The organism is Cellulomonas telluris (assembly GCF_004886325.1).
Lineage (GTDB): Bacteria > Actinomycetota > Actinomycetes > Actinomycetales > Cellulomonadaceae > Cellulomonas > Cellulomonas telluris.
Genome location: NZ_QXFN01000001.1, coordinates 547,740 through 574,737 on the forward strand (window position 1 = coordinate 547,740; position 26,998 = coordinate 574,737).

A 26,998-nucleotide genomic window follows, 5' to 3' on the forward strand; every position below is an offset into this window, starting at 1 on the left:
CCACCGGACCCGCCCCCACCCCGCCCCCGCCGCCGCCGAAGCCGGACTTCGTCAGGACGAGCACCGGGTGGTGCTGACGAAGTCCGGGTTCGCCGCGCGAGGCGGGCCCGGGTGGTGAGGATGAGGGCGTGACGGGTGACGGCGGCGGCAGGGGGCGGGGCCGGGGACGGCACGTCGCGGGAGCGCTGCTGCTCGTCGCCACCGCGCAGGTGCTCGTCGTCGAGGAGGTCGTCGCGTCCGCCTGGGAGGTCGTGCCGTACAGCCGCGCAAACCACTACGTGAGCGACCTGGGCCTCGCGGAGTGCGCGGAGCTGACGGGGCGGACCGTGTGCTCGCCGCGGCACGCCCTCATGAACGCCGCGTTCGTGGTGCACGGGCTGCTGGTCGCGGCGGCCGCCGTCCTGCTCCGCAACCTGCTGCCGCCGCGCGCCCGGCCGTGGGTGCTCGCGGCGCTGCTGGCGCACGCGACCGGCGTCGTGTGGGTCGGCCTCGTCCCGGGGTCGCTCGCGGAGCCGGTGGGCGGCCTGCCGCGGTACGTCGTGCACAACGTCGGGTCGGTCCTGGCGGTGGTCGGCGGCAACGTGGCCGCGCTCGCCGCGGGGGCGTCCCTGCTGCGCCGGCACCGGGTGTGGGCGGTGACGTCGCTCGTCCTCGCCGGGCTGGGCGCGGCGGCCACCGTGCTGGACGTCGTCGACGTCGACGTCGGGCTCGGGGTGGGCGGCAGCCAGCGGGCGACGATGTACCCGGCGGTCGTGTGGCTGGTCCTCACGGGCGGGGCCCTGCTCGGCGCGGTCGTCGCCGCCGGACGCCGCCCCGTGCGGTAGGCATGGGCGCATGACACGTACCCCCGCCGTCGGCGTGATGCTCCCGCGCGACCTCGACCCCACGCAGGTGCTGACGTTCGCCCGCCGGGCCGACGACCTCGGCTTCGACGAGCTCTGGGTCGTCGAGGACCTCGGGTTCCGCGGCGGCGTCGCGCAGACCGCGGCGGTGCTGGCGGCGACGACCCGGATCCGGGTGGGCATCGGGATCCTGCCGGCGGCGGTGCGCAACGTCGCGTTCGCGGCGATGGAGGTCGCCACGCTCGCCCAGCTGTTCCCCGGCCGCGTGGACGTCGGCATCGGGCACGGCATGCCGGACTGGATGCGGTCCGTCGGTGCGTGGCCGGCGCGTCCGCTGACGTTCCTCGAGGAGTACGTCACGACCCTGCGCGCGCTGCTGCGCGGCGAGACCGTCACGAGCGCACCCGGCTCGCCGCTCGCGCTCGTCGACGTCGCGCTCGACCCGTCCGCCCTGCCCGAGGTCGTCCCCGACCTGCTCACCGGCGTGCGCGGACCGCGCTCCCTCGCGGCAGCGGGGCGGGTGGCCGACGGCACCGTCCTCGCCGAGCCGACGACGCCGGAGTACGCGCGCGCCGCCCTGGCGCAGATCGCCCCGTCCGGCCCGCACCGGGTCGCCGGGTACGACGTCGCGGCCGTCGACGACGACGCCGCCGCGGCCTACGCGGCCGCGCGCCCCGCGCTCGCGTGGATCGGCGAGCCGGACTGGGCCGTGCACATCGACCCGCTGCCGTTCGCCGCCGAGTTCCACGCGCTGCGCGCGTCGTCCGCGACCCGCGAGGAGTTCGCCGCCCGCCTCCCCGACGAGTGGGTCGCGCAGCTCGCGCTCGCGGGCACGCCCGACGCCGTCCGTGCCCGCCTGGCCGCCCTGGCCGAGGCGGGTGTCACGAGCGCCGTCCTGCTCCCCGCCGGGCCGGACCCGCTCGCCGCCCTGCCCTCCCTGGCCCGCGTCCTCTGACCGACCGCCCACGCCACCGCCCCACCCCCGCCCCCCGCCCGCCGCCCCGCCCGTCGTCCGCTGCGGGGGATGCGTCGCGAGTGCGGTGGTCGCAGCACCCGCACGCGTGACGCATCGACCGCAGTCGTGGGCGGGGCGTGACCTCGCGGCAACACGGGGGACACACCGGGCTCGTACGGTCGCCGGGTCCCGGAGCGCCGGGGCCCGGCGAGCCGCCGGTCGAGGAACGTTCACCGGCACGTCATGGACAGCGGCGCCCCCCAGGCGCCACGCTGTGCCGACCGTGCACGGGGCCGGTGCGAGGGACGCGGGAGGTGCCGGTGCTCGAGCACGTCGACCCCTTCATCGGCACCGAGCGGACGTCCCTGCCGCCGGCGTCCGGGCTGGCCGCGACGTGGTGGTGGCCCAAGCCGCAGGTCGGCAACACGCACCCCGGTGCGACGTACCCGCTCGGGATGGTGTCGGCCTGCGCGTACTCGGGCGCCTACCCCACGGGGTACGGGCGCTACGACCTGTCCACCGAGGGCCTGCCGCCGGTCCTCCACGACCGGCAGGTCGCCAGCGGGTTCACGCACTTCCAGCAGTCCGGCACGGGGGCGATCCGCAAGTACTACAACTACTTCCGCGTGACCCCGATGCTGCGGCCCCTGGACGACCTGGGGCAGACGTGGGACGTGGTCGACGAGGAGGCGTCCCCCGGGTACTACGCGGCGACGCTGTCGTCGGGGGTCCGCGCGGAGATCACCGTCGGGCCCAAGTCGGCGGTGCACCGGTACACGTTCCCCGCGCACCACGACGCCCGCCTCGTCATCGACTTCTCGCTCGGCGGGCTCGACATCCCCTACGGCCGCACGGTCCCGCTGCGCGCGCACCTGGGCTCGGTCGCCCCCGGGGTCGCGGAGGGCGAGATCGTCGTCGAGGGCGCCCCGCTCGCCGTGCGCGTCGAGTGCGACGCCCCGCACTGGCGGCAGATGCTCTGGTACGACCGGCGCCTGATGCCCGGCGGCACGCGCCTCGACTTCGACCGCATCCGCCCCACGACGCTGCGCCCGTTCGGGCTCATGTGGGCCGGGCCGACCGAGCCGGGGCAGGTCGTCGAGCTGCGGTTCGGGTTCTCGCTGCGCGGCGTGGACCAGGCGCGCGAGACGCTCGCCCGCGAGTGCGGCGACGGGCCGCAGGCGTTCGACCGCCGCCGCGCCACCACCGAGGCGGTGTGGCGCGAGCACCTCGACAAGGTCGCGGTCGACACGCCGTCGTCGGACCGGCGGACCGTCATGGCGACCGCGCTGTACCACTCGCTCGTCAAGCCGTGCCTGGCCCCCGACGAGAGCCCGTTCTGGCCCACCCCGGGGCCGTTCGCGTTCGACCTGTCGACGATGTGGGACATCTACCGCACGCAGCTGCCGCTGCTCACGGCGCTCGTCCCCGACCGCGCCGTCGAGCTCGCGAACGCGCTGCTGCAGATCGCCGAGGAGGAGGGCAACCTCCCCATCGGCTACCGGATGGCCCGCGGCGCCGACCGGTTCAGCCGCCAGGGGTCGGCGCTGGCGCACACGTTCCTCGCGGACCTGTGCGCGTTGGGGCTGCCGGGCGTCGACTGGGACTGGGCGCTGGTGCACATGCACAACGACCTGCGGCGCACGTACGGCGAGGACTTCCTGCTGCGCGGGCGCGCGCACCCGATCAGCCACACCCTCGACCTCGCGTTCGGGTACTGGTGCAGCGCCATCGTGGCGGCCCGAGTCGGCGACCTGGCGCTGGTGGAGCAGTTCCGCCCGCTCGCCGCCCGGTGGCGCAACGCGTTCGGCGACGACGGGCTGCTCGTCGACTCGACGTACTACGAGGGCGGACGGTGGAACTACTCGTTCCGCCTCCAGCACGACATGGCGTCCCGGATCGCGCTCGCGGGCGGCGACGAGGAGTTCGTCGGCATGCTCGACCGGTTCTTCGGGTACGGCGCGGACCCCGTGACGCAGCCCGGCCTGCACCCCGACGCCGACGAGCTGCTGGCGGGCTACGCGCTCGACCGGTTCGAGGGCCTGAACAACGAGCCGGACATGGAGGCCCCCTGGGCGTACATGTACGCGGGCCGCCCGGACCGCACCGCCGAGGTCGTGCACGAGGTCGTCACGCAGCAGTTCGGCACCGGACGCGGGGGCCTGCCCGGCAACGACGACTCCGGGGGCCTGTCGTCCTGGTACGTCTGGGCGACCCTGGGGCTCTTCCCCGTCGCGGGGCAGAACCTGTTCCTGGTCAACGCGCCCGCGTGGCGCGAGGCACGCATCGACGTGGGCGGCCGGCCGCTCACGGTGGAGACGACCGGCTTCGTCGAGCCCGAGCCCGGCGGACCGGCGCAGCACGTGCAGTCCGTGCACCTGGACGGCCAACCGCTGGACCGCCCGTACCTGACCGGCGGCGAGCTGCACGCCGGGGGACGGCTGCTCGTCGCCCTGGGCCCGCAGCCGTCCGGGTGGGGCACGCAGCACCGACCACCCAGCGCACCCGCACCGCGCCCGCCCGCCGGCGCCCCCGTCGTCGCCGCCCGGCTCAGCCGGCCCTGACGGCCGACGCAGCAGCACCGCCTCACCCCCCGCTCCCACCCTCGGACCGAGAGGACGACGCCGTGACCCCTTCCGCCGCCGCCCACCACGCGCGTCGTGCGCGCCGCCTCGTCATCGTCGTCCGGGCCGACCCGGTCATCTGCGGGCACTCCGGCGAGGCCCGGAACCTCGCCGAGGCCGCGCTCGACCGCGGGTTCGACGAGGTCCGCATCGTCACGTGGCCGATCGAGCGGCTGCAGGCCGCGGGCCTGCCGCTCAAGCCGCTCGACCGCGTGCTGCCGTACCGGGAGGGGATCGTCGTCGAGCGGCCCGAGCCGGTCGGCGACTACAAGGTCCCCGACGGCCGCTACCTCGCCGGCCTGACGGGCCGCCTCGTCGAGCTGTTCACCGACGGCGTGCCCACGGTCGCCCTGTCGCTGTACCTGTCGCCGCACGCCACGGCCGTCGCCGACGCCGTCGCCGTCGCCCGCCGGACGGGCCTGCCCGTGGACGTCGTCACCGTGGCCGAGGCGGTGGGCTCCGACGTCACCAACGTGGTGCGCGCGTGCGTCGAGGAGGACCGGTTCGGGGCCGCCGCGCACGTGCTGGCCCAGTACCTCTCCCACGACGTGTGCCTCGCGGTGTCGCGGTACACGCGCGACCTCATCGTCACGGAGGCCGCCGCGATCGACGCCCGCCACGGCACGCGGTTCGCGGAGCAGTGCGCCGCGCGGGTCGAGGTGTCCTACCCGGCGATCGACGTGGGCCAGTACCTGTCGCGCACCGAGGAGGGCACGGACGTGGTGCTGGCGGCGCGCGGCTTGCAGCGGGACGGGTACGTGCTGTTCCTGTCCCGCCTCGCGCACGCCAAGGGCGTCGACGACCTCATCGAGGGGTTCGTGCGCTCCGGTGCGCCGGCGGCCGGCCAGCGCCTCGTGATCGCGGGCAACGGGCCGCAGGCCGACGAGCTGCGGGCGCTCGCCGCCGCCACGCCCGTCGCCGACCGCATCACGTTCCTGCACGACGTGTCCGACGACGAGAAGCCGCACCTCATGGCCGGCTGCACCGCGTTCGTGCTGCCCAGCAAGCCCCGCCCGGAGTTCGTCGAGACGTTCGGCATCGCGCTCGCGGAGAAGATGCTGTCGGGCGGCGGGCCGGTGATCACCACCGACACGGGCGGCATCGGCGAGGCCGTCGGCGACACCGCGGTGGTCGTGCCGGTGTCGGACCCCGACGCGATCGCCGCCGCCCTGGACGACGTCCTCGCGACGGACCCGGTCGACCGGGCGGCGTGGGCGGAGCGGTCGCGGGAGTACGCCCTGCAGTTCGACCGGGCGGTCGTGCTCGACAAGATCCTCGACCACGTGGCGGCCCTGGACGCGACGCCGGCGCTGGCCTGACGCGCGGCGCTGGCCTGACGCCCGGGCGAGGCCGTCGTCCTGGTCGTCGCCGGCGACCAGGCCGACGTCCTCACCGCAGGAGCTGCAGCAGCAGGGCCGCGGCGAGCAGGACGGCGGCGACGGCGGCCGACGCCCGGGCCCGCGGTGCGCGCGGCGGCCGGGCGTCCCCGGGGACGGCCTCGACGGTCATCCACGCGGGGTCCTGCGGGTCGTACCGCACGTCCACCGGCTGGCTCACGAGGTAGCGGGCGCCCGGCCGGGGCGTGCGCGGCACGCCCTCGAGCCGCTCGCCGCCGACGAAGTACCGAACGGTCGGGACGACGCCCCCGGCGCCCTCCGTGACTGCGACGACCTCGCCGGACGCCGTCCGGGCGCGGGCCAGGCGGCGCCGGGTGCGGGTCGCGTCCCGCCGGGCGAGCACCGCCGGCACCGCGAGGGCCGCAGCGGCGACCACGAGCACGACCTGGACCACGAGGACGACCGGCATGGCAGCCATCGTCCGTCACCGGGCGGGCGCGCGGGTCTCAGGACGCGTCGGCCACCGCGGCGTCGGCCGGGAGGTCGAGGTCGTCGACGTGCAGCGCGCCGCCGCAGCGGGCGCACCGCACCTCGGCGTGGGTGACCTCGCCGCACGTGCGGTGCCGGTACAGGACCGGGGGCCCGTCCGGCCCGGCGAGCCAGCGGTCGCCCCAGGCCGACATGACGAGGAGCACCTCGCACAGCTCGCGCCCGCGCTCGGTGAGGCGGTACTCGGAGCGCGGGGGGCGGTCGCTGTACGGCACGCGCTCGAGCACGTCCTGCTCGACCAGCCAGCCGAGGCGCTCCGTCAGCACCTTGCGCGAGACCCCCAGGTCGGCGCGGATCTCGTCGAACCGGTGCAGACCCATGAGCACGTCACGCAGGACGAGCGGGGACCAGACCTCCCCGACGACGTGGAGGGTCCGCGCGATGGAGCAGCTCATGCGGCTGAAGTCGGTGCGTTGCACGCGTCCCAGCCTAGACGAGTGGGTTCCCTGGGGGAACCGACGCTGCTAGCGTCGGGCAAGTTCCTCGAAGAGACGGAGTCGACGATGCCCCCGACACCCGGCACCGCGCTGCCGCAGGGCGATCTCGGCCTGCTCGACGCGCCCGTCGCGCGCGAGCTGCTCACCGGCACCGCGCCGGCGCACCTGGGCTACCTCGCGACCGACGGCTCGCCGCGCGTCGTGCCGACCTGGTTCCACTGGACCGGCGACGAGCTCGTGACGGTCACGTACGTCGCGGGGCCCGGTGTCGTGCACCCCGCCCGGCGGCTGGCCGCGCTGCGTGCCGACCCGCGCGTGGCCGTCACCGTGGACGACGACGGGCCGCCGCCGCGCGTGCTGACCCTCCGCGGGAAGGTCACCGTGGAGGAGGTGCGGGGCGTCGCCCCGGAGTACGCCGCCGCCGCGCGCCGCTACCTCGGCACCGAGGCCGCCGACGAGATGCTCGCGGAGCTCGACCACCCGAGGCTGCGGCAGGCCCGGATCGGGCTGCGGCCGCAGTGGGTCGGCCTGCTGGACTTCACCACCCGGCTGCCGAGCGCCCAGGGCGGCCTCGCGCCGGAGGCCGGGCGCCCCGCATGAGGCGCCCGGCCGGGTCCGCGGCCGTCACAGCGTGAGCAGCACCGTCGCGCCGACGACCAGGTCGATGACGATGCACGCCTCGGCGTACCAGCGCCACACGACGCGGTCGGCGCGGTGCAGGGCGACGTCCCACCCGACGTGCAGGAGCCACCCGGCCGCGACGACCCACGCCGCGACCTCCGCCGGTGCGCTCGCCGCGACCGCGGCCAGCCCGAGGTAGAGCAGCAACCCGGCCACGTGCGCCGCGAGCAGGGCGTCGCGCCGGAACTGCCGGCGGGCCGCGCCGATGACGAGGTACTCCCCGCCCAGCGCGACCAGCAGCCACGGGGACGGGATGCCCGGGTTCAGCCAGCCGTCGAAGGTCAGCCCGAGCGCCAGCAGCGTCGGCCAGCGGTGCGACACGGCCTCCACGGCGCGCCACCACCCGCTGCGCGGCCCCGACGGCGCGTGCGCGTGGGCGTGGGCGTACTCGTCGCGACGCAGCAGCATCACCCCGACCATCGCCGGCAGCATGAGCACGTGCCCCAGGAGGAGCGCGTCGCCGGCGCCGACCGCCCCCGCCCAGTAGGGCACGAGGCCCACGACGAACGGCAGGGCCATCGCGGCGCCCATCTCGGCGACGGGGCGTGGTCCGTGGCCGCGGTGGACCATCCACACCGCCATGCCGAGGGTCATGGTCACCGCCATGGCCAGCGCCGTGACCTCGGGTCCGGCGGTCGACGCGTCCCACCCGAGCGCCGCGCCCGCGGCGGTCACGACGGGCAGGAGCAGGAGCATCCCGAGGACCATGGCGACGGCCATGCCCGCGAGGTGGAGCGTGAAGGTGAGGGCCCGGGAGTGCCGGGCGGTGGCCGGGGACGTGGGTGCGTGTGTCGTGGTCATGGCTCCACGCTCTGGGCGCCGCCCACCCGTACGGCAGGTGCCGGTCGTCACCGGATCCGGTGCGGATCGCACGGGTCCGCCGTGCGCGCGGCGGCCCTAGCATCGCGGCTGTGAGCGCTGCGGCCGCAGGAGCCGGGGGGTCCGCCCCGCGGGACCGCCGCCTCGCGCGCGCCCGCGCACTGGTGCTCGTGTGGCTCGCGACGACGGCGTGGACGAGCCTGGTCATGCCGGGCCTCGGGCTGCTCGAGGAGCACCGGCCCCTCTGGGTGGTGCTGGGGGCGGTCGGCGTCGCGGCGTTCACGGTGGCGGCCGGCGGTGCCGTGCACGCGGCGGTCACGCCGTGGGTGCCCGTGGGCCGGCGCCGCACGTGGGGCCGGGCCCTCGCGGCCGCCTCGGCGGCGTCCGTCGTCCTCGTCGCCCCCGTGGCCGCGGGCCGCTGGGACACGTGGGCCTGGGTGGGGGCGAGCGTGGTCGGCGTCGCACCCCTGCTGCTGCGCCCGCGGTGGGTCCCGGTGGTGGCGCTGGCCTGCACGGGCGCGAGCGCCGCCGTCGCGGGGGTCGTCGGCGGCGACGTCGACCGCGCGGTCGTCGTGACGGCCGGGATCGGCCTGTCGGTCGCCGCCGTGAACTGGGCGCCGGCATGGATGTGGGCGCTGCTCGTCGACGCCGACGCCGGACGCGACGCCCGCGCCCGCCTCGCGGCCGGCGAGGAGCGGCTGCGGTTCGCGCGCGACGTGCACGACCTGCTCGGCCACAGCCTGACCGTCATCGCGCTCAAGGCCGAGCTCGTCGAGCGGCTGCCGCCCGGCGACCCCGCCGCCCGCGCCGAGGCCGAGCAGATCCGGGTGCTCGCGACCCGCGCCCTGGCGGAGGTGCGCGCGGCCGTGCACGCCTACCGCACGGTCGACCTGCACGCCGAGCTCGACGCCGTCCGGCAGGTGCTCGACTCCGCGGGCGTGCGCTGCACGGTGACGGGCGACCCCGCGGCCGTCCCGTCCGACGCCGCCGCCCGCCTCGCGCCGGTCCTGCGGGAGGCCGCGACGAACGTGCTGCGGCACAGCCGGGCGACGTGGTGCCGCGTCGAGGTCGCGGTCGGGGACGCCGCCGCGACCCTGTCCGTCCGCAACGACGGTGCCGACGCCTCCGTCGCCGACGCCCACAGCTCGGGGCTGGACGGGGCGGCGGAACGCCTCGCCGACGCGCGCGGCAGCCTGCACGCGGCCCGCGACGGCCGCGAGTTCGTCCTCGTCGCGCGCGTGCCCGTCGACGCCCCGACCCCTGCTGCGGGCGGTACGGCGTGATCCGGGTGCTGCTCGCCGACGACGAGGAGCTCGTCCGCACCGCCCTCGCGGCGCTGCTCGCGCTCGAGGACGACCTCGAGGTCGTCGCCCAGGCGCAGGACGGGCCCGGTGCCGTGCGGGCGGCGCTCGCGCACCGTCCGGACGTCGCCGTCGTCGACCTCGACATGCCCGGGGCGGACGGCGTGCAGGTCGCCGCGGAGCTCGCGCGCGCCCTGCCCGCGTGCCGGGTCGTCGTCCTGAGCGGCCGCGGACGGCCCGCGCACCTGCGCCGGGCGCTCGAGGCCGGCGCGCGCGGGTTCGTCACGAAGGGCGTCCCCGGGTCGACGCTCGCCGGGGTGCTGCGGCTCGTGCACGGCGGCGGGCGCTACGTCGACCCGGGCCTCGCGGCGGACGCGCTGAGCACGCCCGACTGCCCCCTCAGCCCGCGCGAGCTCGAGGTGCTGCGCCTCGCGTCGTTCGACCTGCCGAACGCCGTCATCGCCCAGCGCGCGCACCTCGCGCCGGGCACCGTGCGCAACTACCTGCTGGCCGTGCAGACCAAGCTCGGCGCATCGAGCCGGGCGGAGGCGGTGCGCACGGCGGAGCGGTTCGGCTGGCTCTGACCCGGGCCCTGGTCGGCTGCCTCGCCGTGCAGGGCAGCACCCGGATCAGCCGCAACGCCTGCCGAGGACGGACGTCTCCTGAGCAAATGGACCAGGACGACGTACCGGACGAAGGGCGCGCCGATGCCGCACCGTTCCCGCACGACCCCCGTGGCCCTGCTGCTGACGCTCGCGGTCGTGCTGCTCGGCGCGGCCGGGCCCGTGCCGGCGCAGGTCGACCCGAACGTCACCGGGCGGCTGTCCCTGTTCAAGCGCATCGAGAACCTCGACACCGGCGCGACCGAGGGCCGGCGCGAGCTGTGGTCGGTCCAGGCGGTCAACACCACGGACCCCGCGTACACGTTCAGCGGCAACGGGCTCAACGGCGTGCAGTCGCTGCCGGTGCCGGCCGGGTCCTACACGATCAGCGAGTCCGGCGGCGTGCCGGGGTACGCGTTCGTCTCCTGGGACTGCGGCGACGCGGGCACGTTCACCAGCCCGACGCCGACGATCACCGTCCCGGCGAACGGGTCCGTGACGTGCACGGTCCGCAACGACGCGCAGAAGCCGTCCCTCACGCTGCGCAAGCAGGTCGTGGGCGGCTCGGCGTCCCCCGCGGACTGGACGCTGCGGGCGCAGGGGACGGCAGCGACGGTCGTCGGGACGGACGGCGTGCGGCAGGCGGTGCCGGTCGGCACGTACGAGCTCTCGGAGACGGAGGGTCCGCAGGGCTACACGGCGGGGGACTGGTCCTGCACAGGAGGGCAGCAGACGTCGCCCACCACGGTCGTCCTCACGCTCGGGCAGGACGTGGTCTGCACCGTGACCAACACCTACACGGCACCGCCGGGGCCGACCCTCACGCTCGTGAAGCAGGTCGTCGGCGGCCCCTCCCGCGTGGGTGACTTCACGCTGCGCGCGGCGGGCCCCGAGGTGGTCTCCGGGAGGTCGGGCACGCGGTTCGTCACACGCGTCCCCGTCGACCCGGGCACGTACACGCTGAGCGAGTCGGCCTTCGGCGTCGCGGCGGCCGGGTACGCGCCGAGCGCCTGGGGCTGCACGGGAGGCACGCCCACCGGTGCGCAGCTCACGCTCGCGCCCACCGACGGGGACGTGACCTGCACGATCACCAACACGTGGACCGGCGGCACGCTCACCCTCGTCAAGGAGGTGGTCGGCGGCACCGCGCCGCCGGACGCGTGGACCCTGGAGGCCGCGGGGCCGGACGTCACGGTCAGCGGCACGAGCGGCAGCCCCGACGTGACCCGGTTCCCGGTGCCGGCCGGGCGTTACGCGCTGTCGGAGTCCGGCCCGACCAACTACGCGGCGTCCGACTGGTCCTGCACGTCGGGGCAGGCGGGCCCGGCCGCGGTGGACGTGACGGCCGGCGCCGACGTCACGTGCACGATCACCAACACCGTCGAGCGCGGGAGCCTGACCCTGGTCAAGGTCGTCGGCCCGGGCGGGCCCGCGGAGGTCGAGGACTTCACGCTGACCGCGACCGGCGACGGCGGGACGATCACGGGCACGAGCGGCACCGCCGCCGTGACGCGGGTGGCCGTCGACGTCGGCTCGTCGTGGACGCTGTCGGAGGCCGGCCCCGCCGGGTACGAGCCGTCCGCCTGGGAGTGCGACGCGGGTGCCGACGTGGCGGGCGACACCGTGACCGTCACGACCGCCGCCGACGTCACGTGCACGGTCACGAACACGTGGACCGGCGGCACGCTCACCCTCGCGAAGAGCGTCGAGGGCAGCTCGATGCCGGCGTCGGCGTGGACCCTGACGGCGACGTCGCCGGGCACGACGCTCGAGGGGGCGTCCGGGTCGTCGGACGTCACGGACGTGCCCGTCCCGGCGGGCACCTACACGCTGTCCGAGTCGGGGCCCGGCGGGTTCGCGTCCGAGGGCTGGGCCTGCATGGGCGCCACCGTGGACGGCGACACGGTGCAGGTGGTCACCGGCGCCGACGTCACGTGCACCGTGACGAACCGCGCGACGAGCGCGCACCTGGCGCTCGTGAAGGACCTCGACAACCTCGGCGGCGGCACCGCCTCGCTCACCGACTGGGTGCTCGCGGCGAGCGGACCCGTCGCGCTGGCCGGCACGAGCGGGTCCCCCGGGGTCACCCGCGTCCCCGTCGAGCCGGGCGACTACGCGCTCAGCGAGTCGCCGGAGCAGACGGAGGGGTACGAGGCGGGCCCCTGGCTCTGCTACGTCGGGCGCACGCTGCTGCCGGTGGACGACGGGACCCTGACGGTGCCGGAGACGTGGCGCGACGGCGTCCCCTTCACCGAGGACGTGGTCTGCACGATCACGAACAGGGCGGTCGCCCCGCGGCTCACGCTCGTGAAGGACGTCGTCAACACCGGCGGCGGTCCCGCCTCCGCCGACGCGTTCGTGCTGCTCGCGCTCGGCCCGTCCGTCGTCGTCGGCACCACCGGCGACGTGCGGGTGACCGACGTCCCGGTCGTCGCGGGCACGTACGCCCTGCGGGAGATCGGCGTGCCGGGCTACGCGCGCCTCGGGTGGGCCTGCGTCGACGAGGGCGGCGCCCCGGTCTCGACGACGGGCGACCAGGTCGCGCTGGACCTCGGGGACGACGTCACGTGCACGGTCACCAACCGGTGGAGCGGCGCGACGGTCACGCTGGTCAAGGACGTGGCCGGCGGGCCGGCGGCCGCGACCGACTGGACGCTGAGCGCCTCGGCCCCCGGCGGCGGCGGTGCGACCGGCGTCTCGGGGGCGCCCGAGGTCACGGCCGCGCCGGTCCTGCCGGGCACGTTCGCCCTGGCCGAGGAGCCGCGCACGCCCGTCGCGGCCGCCGGCTACCGCTCCGAGGGCTGGGACTGCGGGCCGGTCCCGGTGACGGGCGACGAGGAGCCGACGATCGAGGTGCCTGCGGGGACGGACGTGACCTGCACGGTCACGAACACGTGGACCGGTGGCGTGCTCACCCTGGTGAAGGAGGTGCGGGGCCCCGCGGCGCCGACGGCGTGGACCCTCTCGGCGAGCAACCTGACGATGACCGTGGCGGGGACGACCGAAGACCCCGCGGTCACGGACGTCCCGGTGGTCGCGGGCGCGTACGTGCTCGACGAGTCCGACGACGTGCCCGGGTACGAGCAGCAGAGCTGGGAGTGCACGGGCGGCGCGCTGGACGGCGACGTCGTCCGGGTGCCCGAGGGCGGCGACGTGGAGTGCGTCGTCACCAACGCCCTCGACCCCGACGCCCCGCCCACGCCGACCCCGACGCCCACGGCGCCGCCGGTCGACCCGACGGACCCGCCCGGGCCCGGCGACCCGGGCGGCCCGGGGCTGCCCGGGGACCCGGGGCAGCCGGGCGCCCCGGGGCTGCCGGGTGACCCGTGGGGGCCGGGCGGCGCGGCGGGTGCGGACGACGTCGCGGCCGAGGGTGGCGGGCGCATCGCGGCGACCGGTGCCGACGTCGGAGCGGCGGCGGCACTCGTCGCAGTGCTGCTGCTCGCGGGCGGGGCGGCGCTCGTGGTGGCGCGGCGGCGCCGCAGCTGAGCCGGCCGTCGCGGCCGCCGGGCGGCCCGTCAGGCGGGTGCGCCGCCGACCGCCCGGCGTGCCCGCGCCCGCAGGACCCACCAGATCACCCCGGCGAGGAGCAGCCCGGCCCCGAAGGCGCCGACCACGAGCACGCCGAACACGCCGGCGATCGTGCCGAGGATCCCGCCGACGAACGGGGCGACGTCCTGGTCGGGGGCGAGGACGACCCGCGCCCCCTGGACCGTCGCCGCCGGCACGGCGACCTCGTACGTGCCGGACTCCGGCGCGGTGAACGCCGACACCGAGACGACGGACCAGGACCCGACGCCGAACCGCCCGTCGACCGCCGGGTCGTCGTCGGCCGCGACGACGGTGCCGGACGGGGCGCGCAGCAGCACGTCCTCCGTCAGGCGCGGCTCGCTCGACCCGTCGTAGGCCAGGTGCACGGCGTACCGCTCGCCGGCCTCGAGCGTCGCGGTCGTCATGCCCGGCGCGTCCGCGGCGGCCACCGCCGACGGGCCGGGCGCGCCCGACGCCGTCAGGACGTCCGTCGTCACCAGGCCGATGAAGGTGCGTGCGGAGACCAGGCCGACCACGAGCGCGACCAGCAGGGCGACCACGCCCAGCGAGGTCGTGACGGCCGGCCCGACGTAGGAGGTCGTGCGGGGACGGGGCGGGGGCGGCAGGGCGGTCACCCGAGCACGGTAGCGGGACGACGGCCGGGCGGACCGGGACCGCCGGGCGGGTCACGCGCGGCGGGCGGCTCATGCGGCGGGCCGCCCGTGCCGATGGTCGGGGAGCCGGCCGGGCCCGTCCGCGGCCGGCGCCCGTCGTCCGTCCGCGCGCCGGGTGCCCCGGGCAGGAGGACGCGCGTGCGACGAACAGCCTGGCTGGTGCTGTCCCCGTGGCTCGTGGTGCTCGCCGCGGGTGTGCTCGCGGTGGCGCCGGGCGCGCTCGTCGCGGAGCTCGCCACCACCGGCACGGGCGGCCTGGAGGACCTCGGGGGCACGCTGCTGGCCCTCCTGGTCGGCGCGGTCGCGTGGTGCGCCGGGTCGGTCGTCCTGCTCGTGGTGGTCGCCCGGCGGACGTTCCCGCGCCCGCACGCGGGGCGAGCGGTGCTCGGCACGACCGTCGGCGGGGTGGTCGCGGGGACCGCCGTGGCCACCGCCGGCCTCGCGCACGTGGAGGGGTCGGTGCTGGTCGCGCTCGTCGTGCCGGCGTGCGTCCCGGCCGCCGGCACGGTCGCGTTCCTGCTCACCGAGCGCCGGCTGACCGGGCGCGCCCTGCCCCCGGATTGGGTGGGCCGCGGGAGCGCACCGGTGGTGGTGGCGCTGGCCGCGCTCGCGGGCTGCCTCGTCGGGGCGACGGTCGCGCTGGTCGTCGACGAGGCGGTGCTGCGGCCCTCGGAGCGCGACCTCGAGCGTGCGGCGCGTGAGCTCGTGCCGGACGGGTGGCCGGTGGACCTCGTCGCGCCGGTGGGTGGCACGGTCCTGCTGCACGCGAGCCCGCCCCCGGCCACGGACGACCTCGCCGAGGTGCGCGCGGTCGCGGCGGCGGCCGGGTGGCGGCCGGTCGGCGCCGGCGGGGACGCGACCGAAGCGGAGCTGTCGCGCGGGGACGTCGAGGCGAGCGTCCGCCTGAGCGCGAGCCGCACGCTGCCCTTCTCGGTGGCGGTCCGGCGGGTGCCCGCGAGCCCCGGCACGGCGGCGGTCGGCGCGGGTGTCGGCGCCCTCGTCGCGGGGTCAGGGGTGCTGGCCCTGCGGGGGCGCGTCAGCGCGGGGAGTCGTCGGCCTTGACGGCCAGCACCGGGCAGCGGGCGTCGAGCAGGATGCGCTGTGCGGTCGAGCCCATGATCAGCTTGCCGACCGGCGAGCGGTGGCGGATGCCGATGACGAGCACCGACGCGTCCACCTCCTCGGTGACGCCGAGCAGCGCCTCGGTGACGTCCCGGACGACCGGCTGGCGCACCTCCGCCTCGATCCCGAGCGACGCCAGCAGCGAGCGCACCTCCGTGACGTCCGACGCGGCCGCGAACCGGTCGTCGACCGCGGCCGTGCCGGTGGTCGCGTTGACGACGAGCAGGTCCTCGCCGTGCGCGCGTGCCTCGCGGGCGCCGCGCACGAGCGCCGCGTAGCCCCGGGCGTCGGGCGTCCAGCCCACGACGACGGTCATCGCCTCACCTCTTCCTCGAGCTCGTCGACCCGGTCCTCCAGCCGCTCGGGCCCCTGCCGCCCGGGGATGAGCCGCAGCACGAGCGGCCCCAGCAGCAGCACCGCGATGAGCGCGTACACGACCACCGCGACCGGCTCGCCCCACAGCGCGGACACGTCCCCCTGCGAGAGCTGCAGCGCCTGCCCGAGCTGCTCCTCCAGCCGCGGGCCGAGGATGACCCCGACGATGAGCGGCAGCACCGGCAGCCCGAACCGCCGCATCGCGAACCCGAGCGCGCCGAACAGCCCGAGCAGCGCGACGTCGAACCACTGGAAGTTCACGCTGTACGCGCCGAGCACCGCGAAGAACAGGATGCCCGCGTACAGGTAGGGCCGTGGGATGCGCAGCAGCTTCGCCCACAGCGGCGCCATCGGCAGGTTGATGACGAGCAGCAGCGTGTTCGCGACGAACAGGCTGGCGAGCAGCGTCCAGACGAGCTCGGGCTCGGCCTCGAACAGCTGCGGACCGGGCTGCAGCCCGTAGCCCTGCATGGCGGCGAGGATGACGGCCGCCGTGGCGGTGGTGGGCAGGCCGATCGCGAGCAGGGGGACGAGCGTGCCGGCGGCGGACGCGTTGTTCGCGGCCTCCGGGCCGGCGACGCCCTCGATCGCGCCCTTGCCGAACTCGGCCTTGTGCTTGCCGGCCAGCCGCCGCTCGGTGATGTACGACAGGAACGTCGGCATCTCGGCGCCGCCCGCGGGCAGCGCGCCGAACGGGAACCCGTACGCGGTGCCGCGCAGCCACGGCTTCCACGACCGGCGCCAGTCGGCGCGGTCCATCCACGGGCGGCCGACGGGGATGATCTCGAGCGGCCGGCGCCGCAGGTGCGCGGCCACCCACAGCGCCTCCCCGACGGCGAAGATCGCGACCGCGACGACGACGATGTCGATCCCGTCGGCGAGCAGCGGGTTGCCGAACGTCAGCCGGGCCTGCCCCGTCGCGGTGCCGACGAGCCCGATCGTCAGGCCGAGGGCGAGGGAGATGAACCCCCGCAGCTTCGAGCTGCCCAGGACGCTCGTGACCGCGATCAGGGCGAGCACCATGAGCGCGAAGTAGGACGGCGCGCCGAGCACCACGACCCAGTCGGCGACCGTCGGGGCGAGCGCCACGAGCAGCACCGTGCTGATCGTGCCCGCGACGAACGAGCCGATCGCGGCGGTCGCGAGCGCCTGCGCGGCCCGCCCCGCCTTGGCCATCTTGTTGCCCTCGAGCGCCGTGATGACCGACGACGACTCGCCCGGCGTGTTGAGCAGGATCGACGTCGTCGACCCGCCGTACATGCCGCCGTAGTAGATGCCGGCGAACATGATGAGCGCGGCGCTCGGGGAGACGTTGTACGTGACGGGCAGCAGCAGCGCGACCGTCATCGCCGGGCCGATGCCGGGCAGCACGCCGACGGCGGTGCCGAGCAGCACGCCCACCACCGCGTAGAGCAGGTTCTCCGGGGTGAGGGCCAGCTCGAAGCCCGTGAGCAGCGCGTCCATCACCGGGCTCCGTCCATCACAGGATCCCGTCGAGGACGCCGGCCGGGATCGGGATGCCGAGGCCGACGTAGAAGCCGTACCAGGACGCCACCGAGAGCACCGCGCCGATGAGCAGGTTGCGCACCCAGTGCCGGTTGCCGAGCACCGTGGCGGCGCCCGCGAACAGCAGCGCGCCGACGATCGCCCAGCCCAGCCGGTCGAGGAGCGCGACCGTCGCGACGAGCACGCCCGCCAGCCCGGCGAGCGTGCGCCAGTCCGTGCGCTGGGTCAGGTCGACGTCCTCGCCGGCCTCGCCCTCGGCGCGGTCGCCCCGCGCGGTGGCGACGGCGAGCAGGACGGCGAGCAGCACGAGCGCGGCGCCGATGACGTAGCCGAAGGCCGACGGCTGCACGACCTGGTCGGCGAACCCGGGGCGCAGGCCTGCCGAGTCGACGAGCGTCAGGACGCCCACGAGCGCGAGGAACGCGGCGAGCCCGTACTGGGCGCGGTCGGGGCCGGGGGCGGCCCGGTTCGCGGAGCCGTCGGCTGCGGGGCCGTCGGGCGCGGGCCCGTCGGGAGCGGGGCGGGTGCCGGCGGCGCTCACAGCAGCCCCAGCTCCTCGAGCGTCCCGGCGACGCGTTCGTCCTGCTCCCGCAGGAACTCGCCGAACTCGTCGCCGGTGCGGAACGCGTCGATCCAGCCGTTCGTCTCGAGCGCCTCCTGCCACTGCGGGGACGCGTGCATCTCCTCCAGGAGCGCGATGTGCGCCTCGCGCACCTCGTCGGGGATGCCGGGCGGGGCGAGCACGCCGCGCCAGTTGGTGAAGACGAGGTCGATGCCGGACTCGACGAGCGTCGGGGCGTCCACTCCCTCGAGCCGCTCCTCGCCGGAGACCGCGAGCACGCGGAGGGAGCCGTCCGCGATCTGCCCCTCGAACTCGCCGAGCCCCGACGTGCCGACGTCGATCTTCGCGCCCAGCAGCGCCGTCGTCAGCGGGCCGCCGCCGTCGTAGGAGATGTAGTTGACCTCCGTCGGGTCCACGCCGACGGCCGCCGCGAGCTGCATCGGGAACAGGTGGTCGGGCCCGCCGTTGCCCGAGCCGCCGCCGATCCGCACGCTGCCGGGGTCCGCCTTCCACGCCGCGACCATGTCGTCCACCGTCCGGAACGGGGAGTCGGCGGGCACCAGGAGCCCCTCCTGGTCCTCGATGAGCTGCGCGATCGGCGTCGCCTCGCTCACGCGCGCGTCCGACCCGTTGGTGTACGTCGCGCCGACGACGCCGAGGCCCATCGTCATGAGCAGGTCCTCCGCGCCCCGCTCGTTGACGAGCCGCTGCATCGCGACCGTCCCGCTCGCCCCGATGACGTTGCTGACCTCGAACCGGCCTGTGAGGTCCTCGTCCTCCAGGACGCGCGTCGCCGCCCGTCCGGTCTGGTCGTACCCGCCGCCGGGGGAGTTGGGGATCATCATGCGCAGCCGCCGGTTCTCCGCGCCCGCCTCGCTGCGCGTGACGCCGCACCCCGTGAGCGCGAGCACCGCGACGAGCAGGGCGGCGAGGACGACCCGCACCCGCGCACGCCGCGCCGTGTGCAGCGTTGGTCCCGCCTGACGAGCCGAATGCTGCACGACGTCGCCGCGCGGAGACGTCGGGAGGGGCGCGTGCGCCCGGGCGCCGTGTCGCAGGACCGCCATGCAGAACACCCCCTCGTGCCTGCTCCCGATCCTGTCCCCCCGAGCCGGGTCCGGCACCTCGACGGCGGGGCGGCGCCCCCCACCCACCCACCGTCCCCTCCGACCCCGCCCCCACCGAGCCCCCACCGACGCACTCGGCGGTGGAGGAGCGCCCCCGCCGGCCAGCGCGCCACTTCTCGGGCGAGCGCACCGGACACGAGTGGCGCGCTCGGCCGGTGTGTGGCGCGCTCGGCGGTGGCGGTGGCGGTGGCGGTGGCGGTGGCGGTGGCGGTGGCGGTGGCGGTGGCCGGCGGGGTGGGGGCGGACGCGACGCGGCCCCGGGGAGGGTCGCTCCCCGGGGCCGCGTCGGTGGCCGGTGTGCCGGCCGGTGGTGTCGCGTCAGGCGGTGGTGCCGGCCTGACGACGACGGACCGTGACCACACCCGCGCCGGCGGCCACGAGACCGAGGCCGAGCGCGAGCAGGGCCCACGGGGTGGCGCCCGTGACGGCGAGGCTGCCGCCGCCCGTGGCGACGACCCGGAGGGTCGCCGTGCCGGTCGCACCCGTCGCGCGGTCGACGACGACGACGGTGTGCGTGCCGGCCGCCGTGCCGCGCGGGATCGTCACCCGCGTCGTCAGCGCCCCGGACGCGTCGGCCGTGCGGACGGCGAGCAGGACGGGCTCCGAGCGGAGCTCGACCGCGACCTCGCCGCCGGCGGTCAGGCCGGACGCCGTGACGTCGACCGTGCCGCCCGCGCGCACCGTGCCGGCCGACAGGGAGACCGTCGGCCCCGCCTGCTGACCCGGCTGACCCGGCTGACCGGGCTGACCGGGCTGACCGGGCTGCCCCGGGTCCGGCCCGCCCGGCTGCCCCGGCTGACCGGGCTGACCGGGCTGACCGGGCTGACCAGGCTGACCCGGGTCGACCGCCTCGACGACCGTCACCGGCGCCGACGCGACCGCCTCCGACGCGACGAACCCGTCGGCGGTGGCGGTCACCGTGACGGTGACCTCCGCGCCGACGTGCTCGTCGGCCGGCGTGAAGGACGCCCCCTCGACGCCCTCCACGACCTCGCCGTCGACGGCCCACGCGTAGGCGAGCGTGGCGTCCGTCGGGTCGACGTCGGCGACCGCCGTGAGCGCCGAGCCGGCCGTGGCCGACCCGTCCGCCGCGAGGCCGCTGAGCGTGACGCCGCGCACGAGCGCACGCCGCGCCACGGCCACGGTGGTCTCGCTCGTCGCCGTGCCGTCGGGCGACGTGACGCGCACGGTGGCGACGCCGCCGTTCCCCTCCGAGGGCTGCGTCACCTCCACGCGCGCGGCGGCGTCGACCGGCACCGCGACGACCGTCGGCCAGGCCGACCCGTCGACGATCACGTCGTACGCCGTCACGTCGGGCGAGAAGCCCGGCACGTCGACGCCGTTCGTGCGCAGCGCGGCGAGGTCCGCGACCGAGGACGCGGCCGGCGCGACGGCGCCGATCTCGACCTCGGACACGATCATGTGCGTGTTCTCGTGCGCGGTGAGCACGAACCGCAGACCGGTGGCGGTGATGCCGCCGAGGTCGACGGTGACGACGGGTGCGGTGCCGTCCTCGGGCGTCGCGACCGGGAGCGGGTTCGCCACCCCGGGCACGGGCGCCCACGTGCCGTCGGCGGCCTGCGCCTCGACGACCATCTGCCGGGCCCAGCTCGTGGTGCCGTCGGCGTAGAAGTACACGGTGGCGTCGGCGAGGTCCGTCGGCGCCGCGAACGTGTACGTGAGGGTGTCGGACGTGCGCTTGGTGCCCGACAGCCAGTTGGACCACGCCTTGTCCGTGCGGACGCCGTTGCGCGTGCCCGCCACCGAGTAGCCGGGCTCGGTGAACGTGGCCGTCGCCGTGGTGGCGGACGCCGGCAGGTTCACCGACGAGCGCGCGGTGACGACGACGTTCAGGGTCGCCGGCACCGGGTCCGCGCCGGCCTCGTTCGAGGCGGCCGAGCCGGGCACGGTCACGACGCCCTCGTCCGCGAACGACGCGTCCGTGACGCCGGTCCAGTCCCACGTGACGGGGGTGTCGAACGTCGCGGTGGACGCGCCGACGCGAGCCGGCACGACCTCCGGGGCCGTCGCCTGCACCTGGGCGAGCGAGGATCCCTCGTACGTCGTCACGGACACCGGGTCGGTGACGGTGAACCCGCCGACGTCGACCGTCCCGGTCACGGGCAGCGACGCGCCGTACACGTCGGTCGCCGTGCCGGTGATCGCGACCTGACCGGCCTGCTGCCAGGCGGACGCGGGGACCTCGTCCCACACGACCGTCGCGGCCGGGCCGGTGCCCCAGCGGTACGTCGGCACGACCGTCGCCGGCAGCGTCGGCGCGACGCCGACCGTGGTGCTCAGCGCGACGGGGGAGGCCCCGGTCGCCGCGACGTCGCGCGGGTACCAGCGCTGGTTGGCGCCGCCGTTGGACCCGTAGACGCCGACGCCCGCGTTCTCGGCCGTCGACTGCCCGCCGACCTCGAGCGCCTGCCCGATGCCCTCGTTGACGAACGCGAACGTGCGCGCGTCGGTGGACGAGACGATCCAGCGCGTCTGCGGCTCGGCCGCGGCGGCCTCGACGCCGAGCTCGCGCAGGTCCGTGCCGGCGCGCGTCGCGCCGAGCACCCGACCGTCCGACGCGACGAGCACGAACCGCCTCGTCCCGTCGAGGCGGCCGGGGGCCACCTCGTGCGCCGTCCACAGCTGCGGGCGGGCGGCCTCGGCCGTCGTGCCCGGCGTCGTGATGGTCGTCGCCGTGGGCGCACCGGTCGCCGCCGTGAGCGCCTTGCCGCTCTGCACGCCGGTGAGCTGGTACGTGTGCCCGTCGGCGATCGCCGCCGCGTCCTCGGCCACGCCGCTGACGCCGTCGAGCTCGATCGACGTCACCGAGCGCGCGGGCAGCGTGAGCGTGACGGTCTTGGCCGCGGCGTCCACAGCGACCGGCTCGCCCCGGACGAGCGCGTTCGCGCTCGGCCGGTCCTCCGGCGACTGCGTCGTGACGTAGGGCGTCGCCGTGGCGTCCGCCGCCACCGTGCCGAAGTGGCGCAGGTCCACCGTCAGCGTGACCGGCTCGGCCGACGCGTTCGTGTGCACGAGCGCGGTCGACGTGCCGTCCGCCTTGAGGGCGGCGGTCGTCGTGAGCGAGTCCGTGGCGACGACGCGGTCGCCCGGCCGGATGAAGTGCGTGAAGTTGCGCGTCGTGTCGTACTTCGTGTTCGTCTCGACGTGGCACGGCTCGACCTCGGAGAGGTCACCGCCCGCGGCCTCGACCCGGCGCTCGGACGCGAACACCCGGTCCTCGCCCGACCCGAACCAGCGGCAGTCGAGGTCGATGAAGACACCGCCCCAGTTGAGGTCCTCGCCCTGCGGCTCCATGTTCCACAGGTCCTCGACCGGCTGCCAGAACACCCACGCGTCCGACTCCAGCTCGCGCAGGTCGTCGTGGATGCGCCCGGCCAGGCCGAGCCCGTTGACGATGCTCGCCGGGTTCCAGCCGTTGACCCAGCTGCCCTCGACCTCGCTCATCCACAGCGGCTTGTCGGCCACCTTCGCGAGGTCGCGGACCGTGACGCGGCCGCCCGTGCCGTACGTGTGCACGTTGAGCTGGTCGACGTTCGCCCGGGTCTCGGCGTCGTACGCCTCCCAGTTGCGCACGAACGTGCCGGGGTTGGTCTCGTCCATCGCGGAGACGACGGCGTCCGTCGTGGTCGACGCGTCGGCCAGGTGCCCGGCCAGCGCGTCGATGAGGTCCGCCTGCCGCGCGGGGCCGACGTGCATGCCCTCCTGCCGGCCGCCGACGGGCACGCCGTCGTCGTCCAGCGTCGTGCCCCAGTAGTTCGTGTTCGGCTCGTTGAGCGGGTCGATGGTGTCGACCGTGATGCCGTGCGCGTCCTCGAGCGCCTCGCTCACCCGCACCAGGTAGGCCGCGAAGTCGTCGATCGAGTCGGGCCGCAGCTGCTCGGCGTTAGCGTCGAACCCGCCGGACACGTACCCGTTCTCGGTCATGAACCACGGCGCCGAGTTCGCGAACGTCTCCCAGTGCGTGATCTGGTCGTCCGCCGCGAGCTGCTCCACCCACCACCGCTGGCCGGCGTCGGCGTCGAGGTCGTAGAAGCGGTCGTCGGACGGGTCGAACGCCTCGCGCACCCGGTCCGCGTTCGCGTGCGTCGTGGACGCCCCGCCGTACAGGCCGAGCGCACCGTCCGGGTCGGCCTGCCACCACCCCGGCACCGCGCCACCGGGGCGCAGGTAGTCGACGACGTCGGACGCGTGCCCGCCGCCGATGTTGTAGCGGGCGATGTTGAGGTCCAGGCCGTCGGCGCTGAACAGCTTGTCGTACAGGTCCTGCCGGACGTCGGCCGGGTAGCCGCCGGTCGCGTTCGCGAACCAGACCAGCGAGGTGCCCCAGCCCTGGAACTCCTCCCCGGCGTACCAGGGGTTGGGGGTGACGGTGACCGCGGCCGCCGCGGCGGCGGGGGCGGTCACGGCCGGTGCTGCGATGAGCCCGGCCGTCAGCGCGAGCACGGCGGCTCCCGCTGTCGAGCGACGTGACGTCGTCGTCATCGGTCCTCTTCTCTCGGTTCTTCCTGGGGTCGTGCTCTCTCTCGTGGTGCGTGAGGGGGTGGACCGGCGGGCCGGCACGGGCACCGGGGGACTGCGTACGTGCCCGTGCCGCCCCGTCGGGGTCGGTGGGGCCGGGCCGCGGGCGGCCCGGCGGGTCAGAACTCCGTGTGGCCGAGGTCGGGTGCGTCGACGAGCGCGAGGTCGCCCGGGCCGCCGAGCAGCTCGAGGACGACGACGCGGTCGTCGCGTCCGGTCACGGCGGGGGCGGGGACGTAGAGGGTGGTCTGCGGGCCCTTCGACCAGTACCGGCCGAGCGACGTGCCGTTGACCCAGACGACGCCCTTGCCCCAGCCGCGCGTCGAGACGAACAGGTCGGCCTGCGGCAGGTCCGTCTCCCAGACGCTGAACGACGGCCCCGGCACCGGGCCGGCGGACGCCGGCGCGTCGGCCGCGAGCGCGGGGGACGCCGCGACGGCGTCGACGTCGAGCGGCAGGACGCGCCACCCGGTGAGCTCGCGCCCGCCGAGCAGCGCCGGGCCGATCAGCCCCTTGGCCTCGCCGATCCGCGGGCCGTAGTTGACGCGGCCCTGGTCCTCGACGAGCACGTCGAGGCGGCCGGCGCCGGCGGGCAGCGTCAGCGACGTGCCGCGCTCGGAGCGGTCGATGACGCCGACGGGACGCCCGTCGAGGAACACCTGCGCCCGGTCGCGGACCTCGGTGAACGCGAGCACGGCGGGCTCCGCCAGGTCGACGGAGGTGCGGTACAGGACGAAGCCCGACGCGGCGGCGACCTGCTCGTGCGTGGGTACGTCGTGCGCGTCCAGCCAGCCGTCGAGACCGTCGACGACGCTCCACAGGTCGACCGTCCGGCGTCCGTCGGCCAGGACTCCCGTGGGCGCCGGCCGGCGCGCGGGCGCGGTCTCCGCCGGCAGCGCGGTGTACCGGCCCAGCACCTCCCGGAACGCGTCGTACTTGGCCGTGCGCGTGCCGTCCTCCGCGAGCGGGGCGTCGTAGTCGTACGACGTGACCGTCGGCTGGTAGACGCCCTTGTCGTTCGCGCCGGACGTGAACCCGGCGTTGGTGCCGCCGTGGAACATGTACACGTTCACCGAGCCGCCGGCCGCGAGCAGCGCGTCGAGGTCGGCCGCCGACTGCGCCGGGTCGGTCGTGTGGTGGTGCGCGCCCCAGTGGTCGAACCAGCCGCACCAGAACTCCATGCACATGAGCGGCCCGGTGGGCTGGTGGCGGCGCAGGATCTCCAGGCGCTCCGGGGTGCGGGAGCCGAACGTGGCCGTGCGGTGCAGCTCGGGCAGGCCGCCGCGCTCGAGCATCGCGTCGTCGGCCTGGTCGCACGTGAGCAGCGGGACCTCGATGCCCTGGGCGCGGTTGATCGCGACGAGCGCGCGCAGGTAGTCCTTGTCGTCGCCGTACGCGCCGTACTCGTTCTCCACCTGCACGGCGATGACGGGCCCGCCGCGCGTGACCTGCCGCTCGGCGACGATCGGCAGCACGTGCTCGAGGTACTGCTGCACGGCCTTCATGTACGTGGGCTCGTTGCGGCGCACCCCGACGCCGGGCATGCGGAACAGCCAGGCGGGGAACCCGCCGTTGTCCCACTCGGCGCAGATGTACGGCCCGGGACGCACGATCGCGTGCATGCCCTCCGCGGCGACGAGGTCGAGGAACCGGCCGAGGTCGCGCGGGCCGGTCGTGTCGAACACGTCGGGCGTCGGCGCGTGCACGTTCCACGCGACGTACGTCTCGATGGTGTTGAGGCCCATGAGCCGCGCGGAGCGGATGCGGTCGGCCCACAGGTCCGGGTGCACGCGGAAGTAGTGCAGCGCTCCCGAGAGCACCTGGTGGGGGCGGCCGTCGAGCAGGAAGTCCTGCTCGCCGATCTCGAACGTGGGCATGGCAAGGGCTCCTCGGGTCGCCAGGCGGGTGCAGCGGTGGGTCGCACGTCCACGACGGAGGGGCGGTACCCCTCCCACGTCGGCGGGCGGTCCGTGGGGGCCGGGCGGGACCGGCGGCGGGCCGGGCGGGGGCCCGGTGGCGGCCGGGGGCGGCGACGCGTGCGCCGCCGCCCCCGGTCCGTCGTCAGGGGCGGGTCACTCGACCGTGAAGCCCTGGTCGTTGCCGTAGGTGACGAGCTGCTCCTGCCACGCGGACAGGCCCTCGGCGATCGTCGCGTCGGACACGTACGCCTGGCCGACGGTGTCGTTGAAGACGCTGTTCGCGTAGACCTGGAAGGGCAGGTACTGCCAGCCCTCGGACACGTCCGCGGCGGCCTGCGAGAGCACCTCGTTGATCTTCTGGCCGCCGAAGTACTCCGACTCCGTGCCCAGGTACTCCTCGGACTCCAGGTCCGCGACCGTCGCGGGGAAGCCGCCGCCGTCGATGCGGATCTGGACGCCGTCGCCGGCGGACGCGAACTCGAGGAAGTCGTAGGCGAGCGCCTTGTTCTCCGACGCCTCCATGACCGACATCGCCGAGCCGCCGTTCTCGGCCGTCACGGACTCGCCGGCCTCCCACTGCGGCATCGGGGCGACGCGCCACTTGCCGGAGCCCTCGGGCACGCCCGACTCGAAGTTGCCGGGCATCCACGCGCCGGTCACGAGCGTGGCGATGGTGCCGTTGCCGAGGCCCTGGTACCACTCGTCGCTCCACGCGCTGATCGGCGCGACGAGGTCCTCGCCGACCAGCTGCTGCCACAGCTCCGCGTACTGCTGCGAGCCCTCGTCGGCGAGGTCGACGGTGACGTCCGTGCCCTCGACCTGGAACGGGCGGCCGCCGGCCTGCCACATGAGCGACGTGGCCAGGCCCGCGTCACCGGTGTCGGCGGTGATGTAGGCGTTCGGGTCGGCGGCGTGCAGGGTGCGCGCCGCGGCGACGTACTCCTCCCACGTCGTCGGCACCTCGATGCCGTGCTGCGTGAAGAGCTCCTCGTTGTAGAAGAGCGCCATCGGGCCGGAGTCGAGCGGGAGACCGTAGACGCCCTCGCCCTGCTGGACCGCGTTCCACGGGCCCGGCGTGTAGGTGCCCTCGAGCTCGTCGGCGCCGAGCTCGGTCAGGTCGGCCAGCGACTCGCCGATCGCGAACTGCGGGAGCGCGTAGTACTCGATCTGCGCGAGGTCGGGCACGCCGGAGCCGGCGCTGATCGCGTTCTGCAGGGCCGTGTACTGGTCGTTGCCCGTGCCGGCGTTGACGAGCTCGATCGTCACGTCGGGATTGGCCTCCATGTAGGCCTCGGCGATCGGCTCGACGGTCGGGTCCCAGGCCCAGACGAGGAGCTCGCCGCCCTCCTCGGCGGCGGCCTCGGGGTCGGCGTCGGAGCCACCGCCGCCGCTGCAGGCGGCGAGGGTCAGCGCGAGCGCGCCGACCACGGCGGCGCCGCGCAGGGCGGTGCTGCGCCGCGCGGCCGAGGGCCGGGCGGGACGGGTGGTGCGGGTCATGG

20 protein-coding genes are annotated in these 26,998 nt (G+C 76.0%); 9 read left to right on the forward strand and 11 right to left on the reverse strand.

Annotated elements, in window-relative coordinates; all coding sequences use genetic code 11:
- Positions 1-128 precede the first annotated feature (128 nt).
- The 4 genes from FB586_RS02695 (at position 129) to FB586_RS02710 (ending at position 5,737) form a co-directional block, all read left to right on the forward strand.
- A complete protein-coding gene (locus FB586_RS02695; RefSeq protein ID WP_136517765.1) occupies positions 129-824 on the forward strand; it encodes a DUF998 domain-containing protein in 696 nt (231 codons plus the stop codon).
- A 10-nt stretch (positions 825-834) separates the two neighbouring features.
- Complete coding sequence (locus FB586_RS02700) at positions 835-1,797, forward strand: LLM class flavin-dependent oxidoreductase (protein ID WP_136517766.1); 963 nt, start codon at positions 835-837, stop codon at positions 1,795-1,797.
- 320 nt (positions 1,798-2,117) lie between these two features.
- Positions 2,118-4,358 (forward strand): glycoside hydrolase domain-containing protein, encoded by a 2,241-nt coding sequence (locus FB586_RS02705; protein WP_136517767.1) that lies wholly within the window; start codon positions 2,118-2,120, stop codon positions 4,356-4,358.
- A 62-nt stretch (positions 4,359-4,420) separates the two neighbouring features.
- On the forward strand, positions 4,421-5,737 hold the full coding sequence (locus tag FB586_RS02710) for a glycosyltransferase (protein WP_136517768.1): 1,317 nt from the start codon (positions 4,421-4,423) through the stop codon (positions 5,735-5,737).
- A 70-nt stretch (positions 5,738-5,807) separates the two neighbouring features.
- On the opposite strand, the gene FB586_RS02715 is transcribed toward FB586_RS02710, so the two are convergent.
- Positions 5,808-6,224, reverse strand: coding sequence for a DUF3592 domain-containing protein (locus FB586_RS02715; RefSeq protein ID WP_136517769.1), 417 nt, complete (start codon positions 6,222-6,224; stop codon positions 5,808-5,810).
- 37 nt (positions 6,225-6,261) lie between these two features.
- Positions 6,262-6,723 (reverse strand): winged helix-turn-helix transcriptional regulator, encoded by a 462-nt coding sequence (locus FB586_RS02720; protein WP_136517770.1) that lies wholly within the window; start codon positions 6,721-6,723, stop codon positions 6,262-6,264.
- An 84-nt stretch (positions 6,724-6,807) separates the two neighbouring features.
- Here FB586_RS02720 and FB586_RS02725 point away from each other — a divergent pair, with 84 nt between their 5' ends.
- The gene (locus FB586_RS02725) at positions 6,808-7,341 is read left to right on the forward strand and encodes a pyridoxamine 5'-phosphate oxidase family protein (protein WP_136517771.1); all 534 of its coding nucleotides are present in this window, start codon (positions 6,808-6,810) and stop codon (positions 7,339-7,341) included.
- Between the two features lie 24 nt (positions 7,342-7,365).
- Here the strand turns inward: FB586_RS02725 and FB586_RS19225 are convergent, their stop codons facing one another.
- Positions 7,366-8,223, reverse strand: a complete 858-nt coding sequence (locus FB586_RS19225) for a hypothetical protein (RefSeq protein ID WP_168800431.1) — start codon at positions 8,221-8,223, stop codon at positions 7,366-7,368.
- A gap of 110 nt (positions 8,224-8,333) precedes the next feature.
- On the opposite strand from FB586_RS19225, the gene FB586_RS02735 reads away from it, so the two are divergent.
- From FB586_RS02735 to FB586_RS02745, 3 genes are all read left to right on the forward strand, one after another.
- Complete coding sequence (locus tag FB586_RS02735) at positions 8,334-9,524, forward strand: sensor histidine kinase (protein ID WP_222928265.1); 1,191 nt, start codon at positions 8,334-8,336, stop codon at positions 9,522-9,524.
- Entirely contained in the window at positions 9,521-10,126 is a 606-nt protein-coding gene (locus FB586_RS02740) for a response regulator transcription factor (protein ID WP_136517772.1), read from the forward strand. The genes FB586_RS02735 and FB586_RS02740 overlap by 4 nt, the downstream gene beginning before the upstream one ends.
- 123 nt (positions 10,127-10,249) lie before the next feature.
- Entirely contained in the window at positions 10,250-13,633 is a 3,384-nt protein-coding gene (locus FB586_RS02745) for a hypothetical protein (protein ID WP_136517773.1), read from the forward strand.
- Positions 13,634-13,662: 29 nt separating this feature from the next.
- Here the strand turns inward: FB586_RS02745 and FB586_RS02750 are convergent, their stop codons facing one another.
- Positions 13,663-14,310, reverse strand: coding sequence for a hypothetical protein (locus FB586_RS02750; protein ID WP_136517774.1), 648 nt, complete (start codon positions 14,308-14,310; stop codon positions 13,663-13,665).
- A gap of 177 nt (positions 14,311-14,487) precedes the next feature.
- On the opposite strand from FB586_RS02750, the gene FB586_RS02755 reads away from it, so the two are divergent.
- Complete coding sequence (locus FB586_RS02755; RefSeq protein ID WP_136517775.1) at positions 14,488-15,411, forward strand: hypothetical protein; 924 nt, start codon at positions 14,488-14,490, stop codon at positions 15,409-15,411.
- Here FB586_RS02755 and FB586_RS02760 read toward each other — a convergent pair.
- The 7 genes from FB586_RS02760 to FB586_RS02800 form a co-directional block, all read right to left on the reverse strand.
- Complete coding sequence (locus FB586_RS02760) at positions 15,386-15,787, reverse strand: universal stress protein (protein WP_136517776.1); 402 nt, start codon at positions 15,785-15,787, stop codon at positions 15,386-15,388. The genes FB586_RS02755 and FB586_RS02760 overlap by 26 nt on opposite strands.
- Positions 15,784-17,310, reverse strand: coding sequence for a tripartite tricarboxylate transporter permease (locus FB586_RS02765; RefSeq protein WP_136517777.1), 1,527 nt, complete (start codon positions 17,308-17,310; stop codon positions 15,784-15,786). The genes FB586_RS02760 and FB586_RS02765 overlap by 4 nt, the downstream gene beginning before the upstream one ends.
- A gap of 16 nt (positions 17,311-17,326) precedes the next feature.
- Positions 17,327-17,893 (reverse strand): tripartite tricarboxylate transporter TctB family protein, encoded by a 567-nt coding sequence (locus FB586_RS02770; RefSeq protein WP_136517778.1) that lies wholly within the window; start codon positions 17,891-17,893, stop codon positions 17,327-17,329.
- Entirely contained in the window at positions 17,890-18,858 is a 969-nt protein-coding gene (locus FB586_RS02775; RefSeq protein ID WP_246036363.1) for a Bug family tripartite tricarboxylate transporter substrate binding protein, read from the reverse strand. The genes FB586_RS02770 and FB586_RS02775 overlap by 4 nt, the downstream gene beginning before the upstream one ends.
- Positions 18,859-19,359: 501 nt before the next feature.
- Positions 19,360-23,544, reverse strand: coding sequence for a glycoside hydrolase (locus FB586_RS02785; protein WP_136517780.1), 4,185 nt, complete (start codon positions 23,542-23,544; stop codon positions 19,360-19,362).
- 155 nt (positions 23,545-23,699) lie between these two features.
- Entirely contained in the window at positions 23,700-25,457 is a 1,758-nt protein-coding gene (locus FB586_RS02790; RefSeq protein WP_136517781.1) for a glycoside hydrolase family 35 protein, read from the reverse strand.
- A gap of 195 nt (positions 25,458-25,652) precedes the next feature.
- Positions 25,653-26,996, reverse strand: a complete 1,344-nt coding sequence (locus tag FB586_RS02800; RefSeq protein WP_136517783.1) for an ABC transporter substrate-binding protein — start codon at positions 26,994-26,996, stop codon at positions 25,653-25,655.
- Between the last annotated feature and the right edge of the window lie 2 nt (positions 26,997-26,998).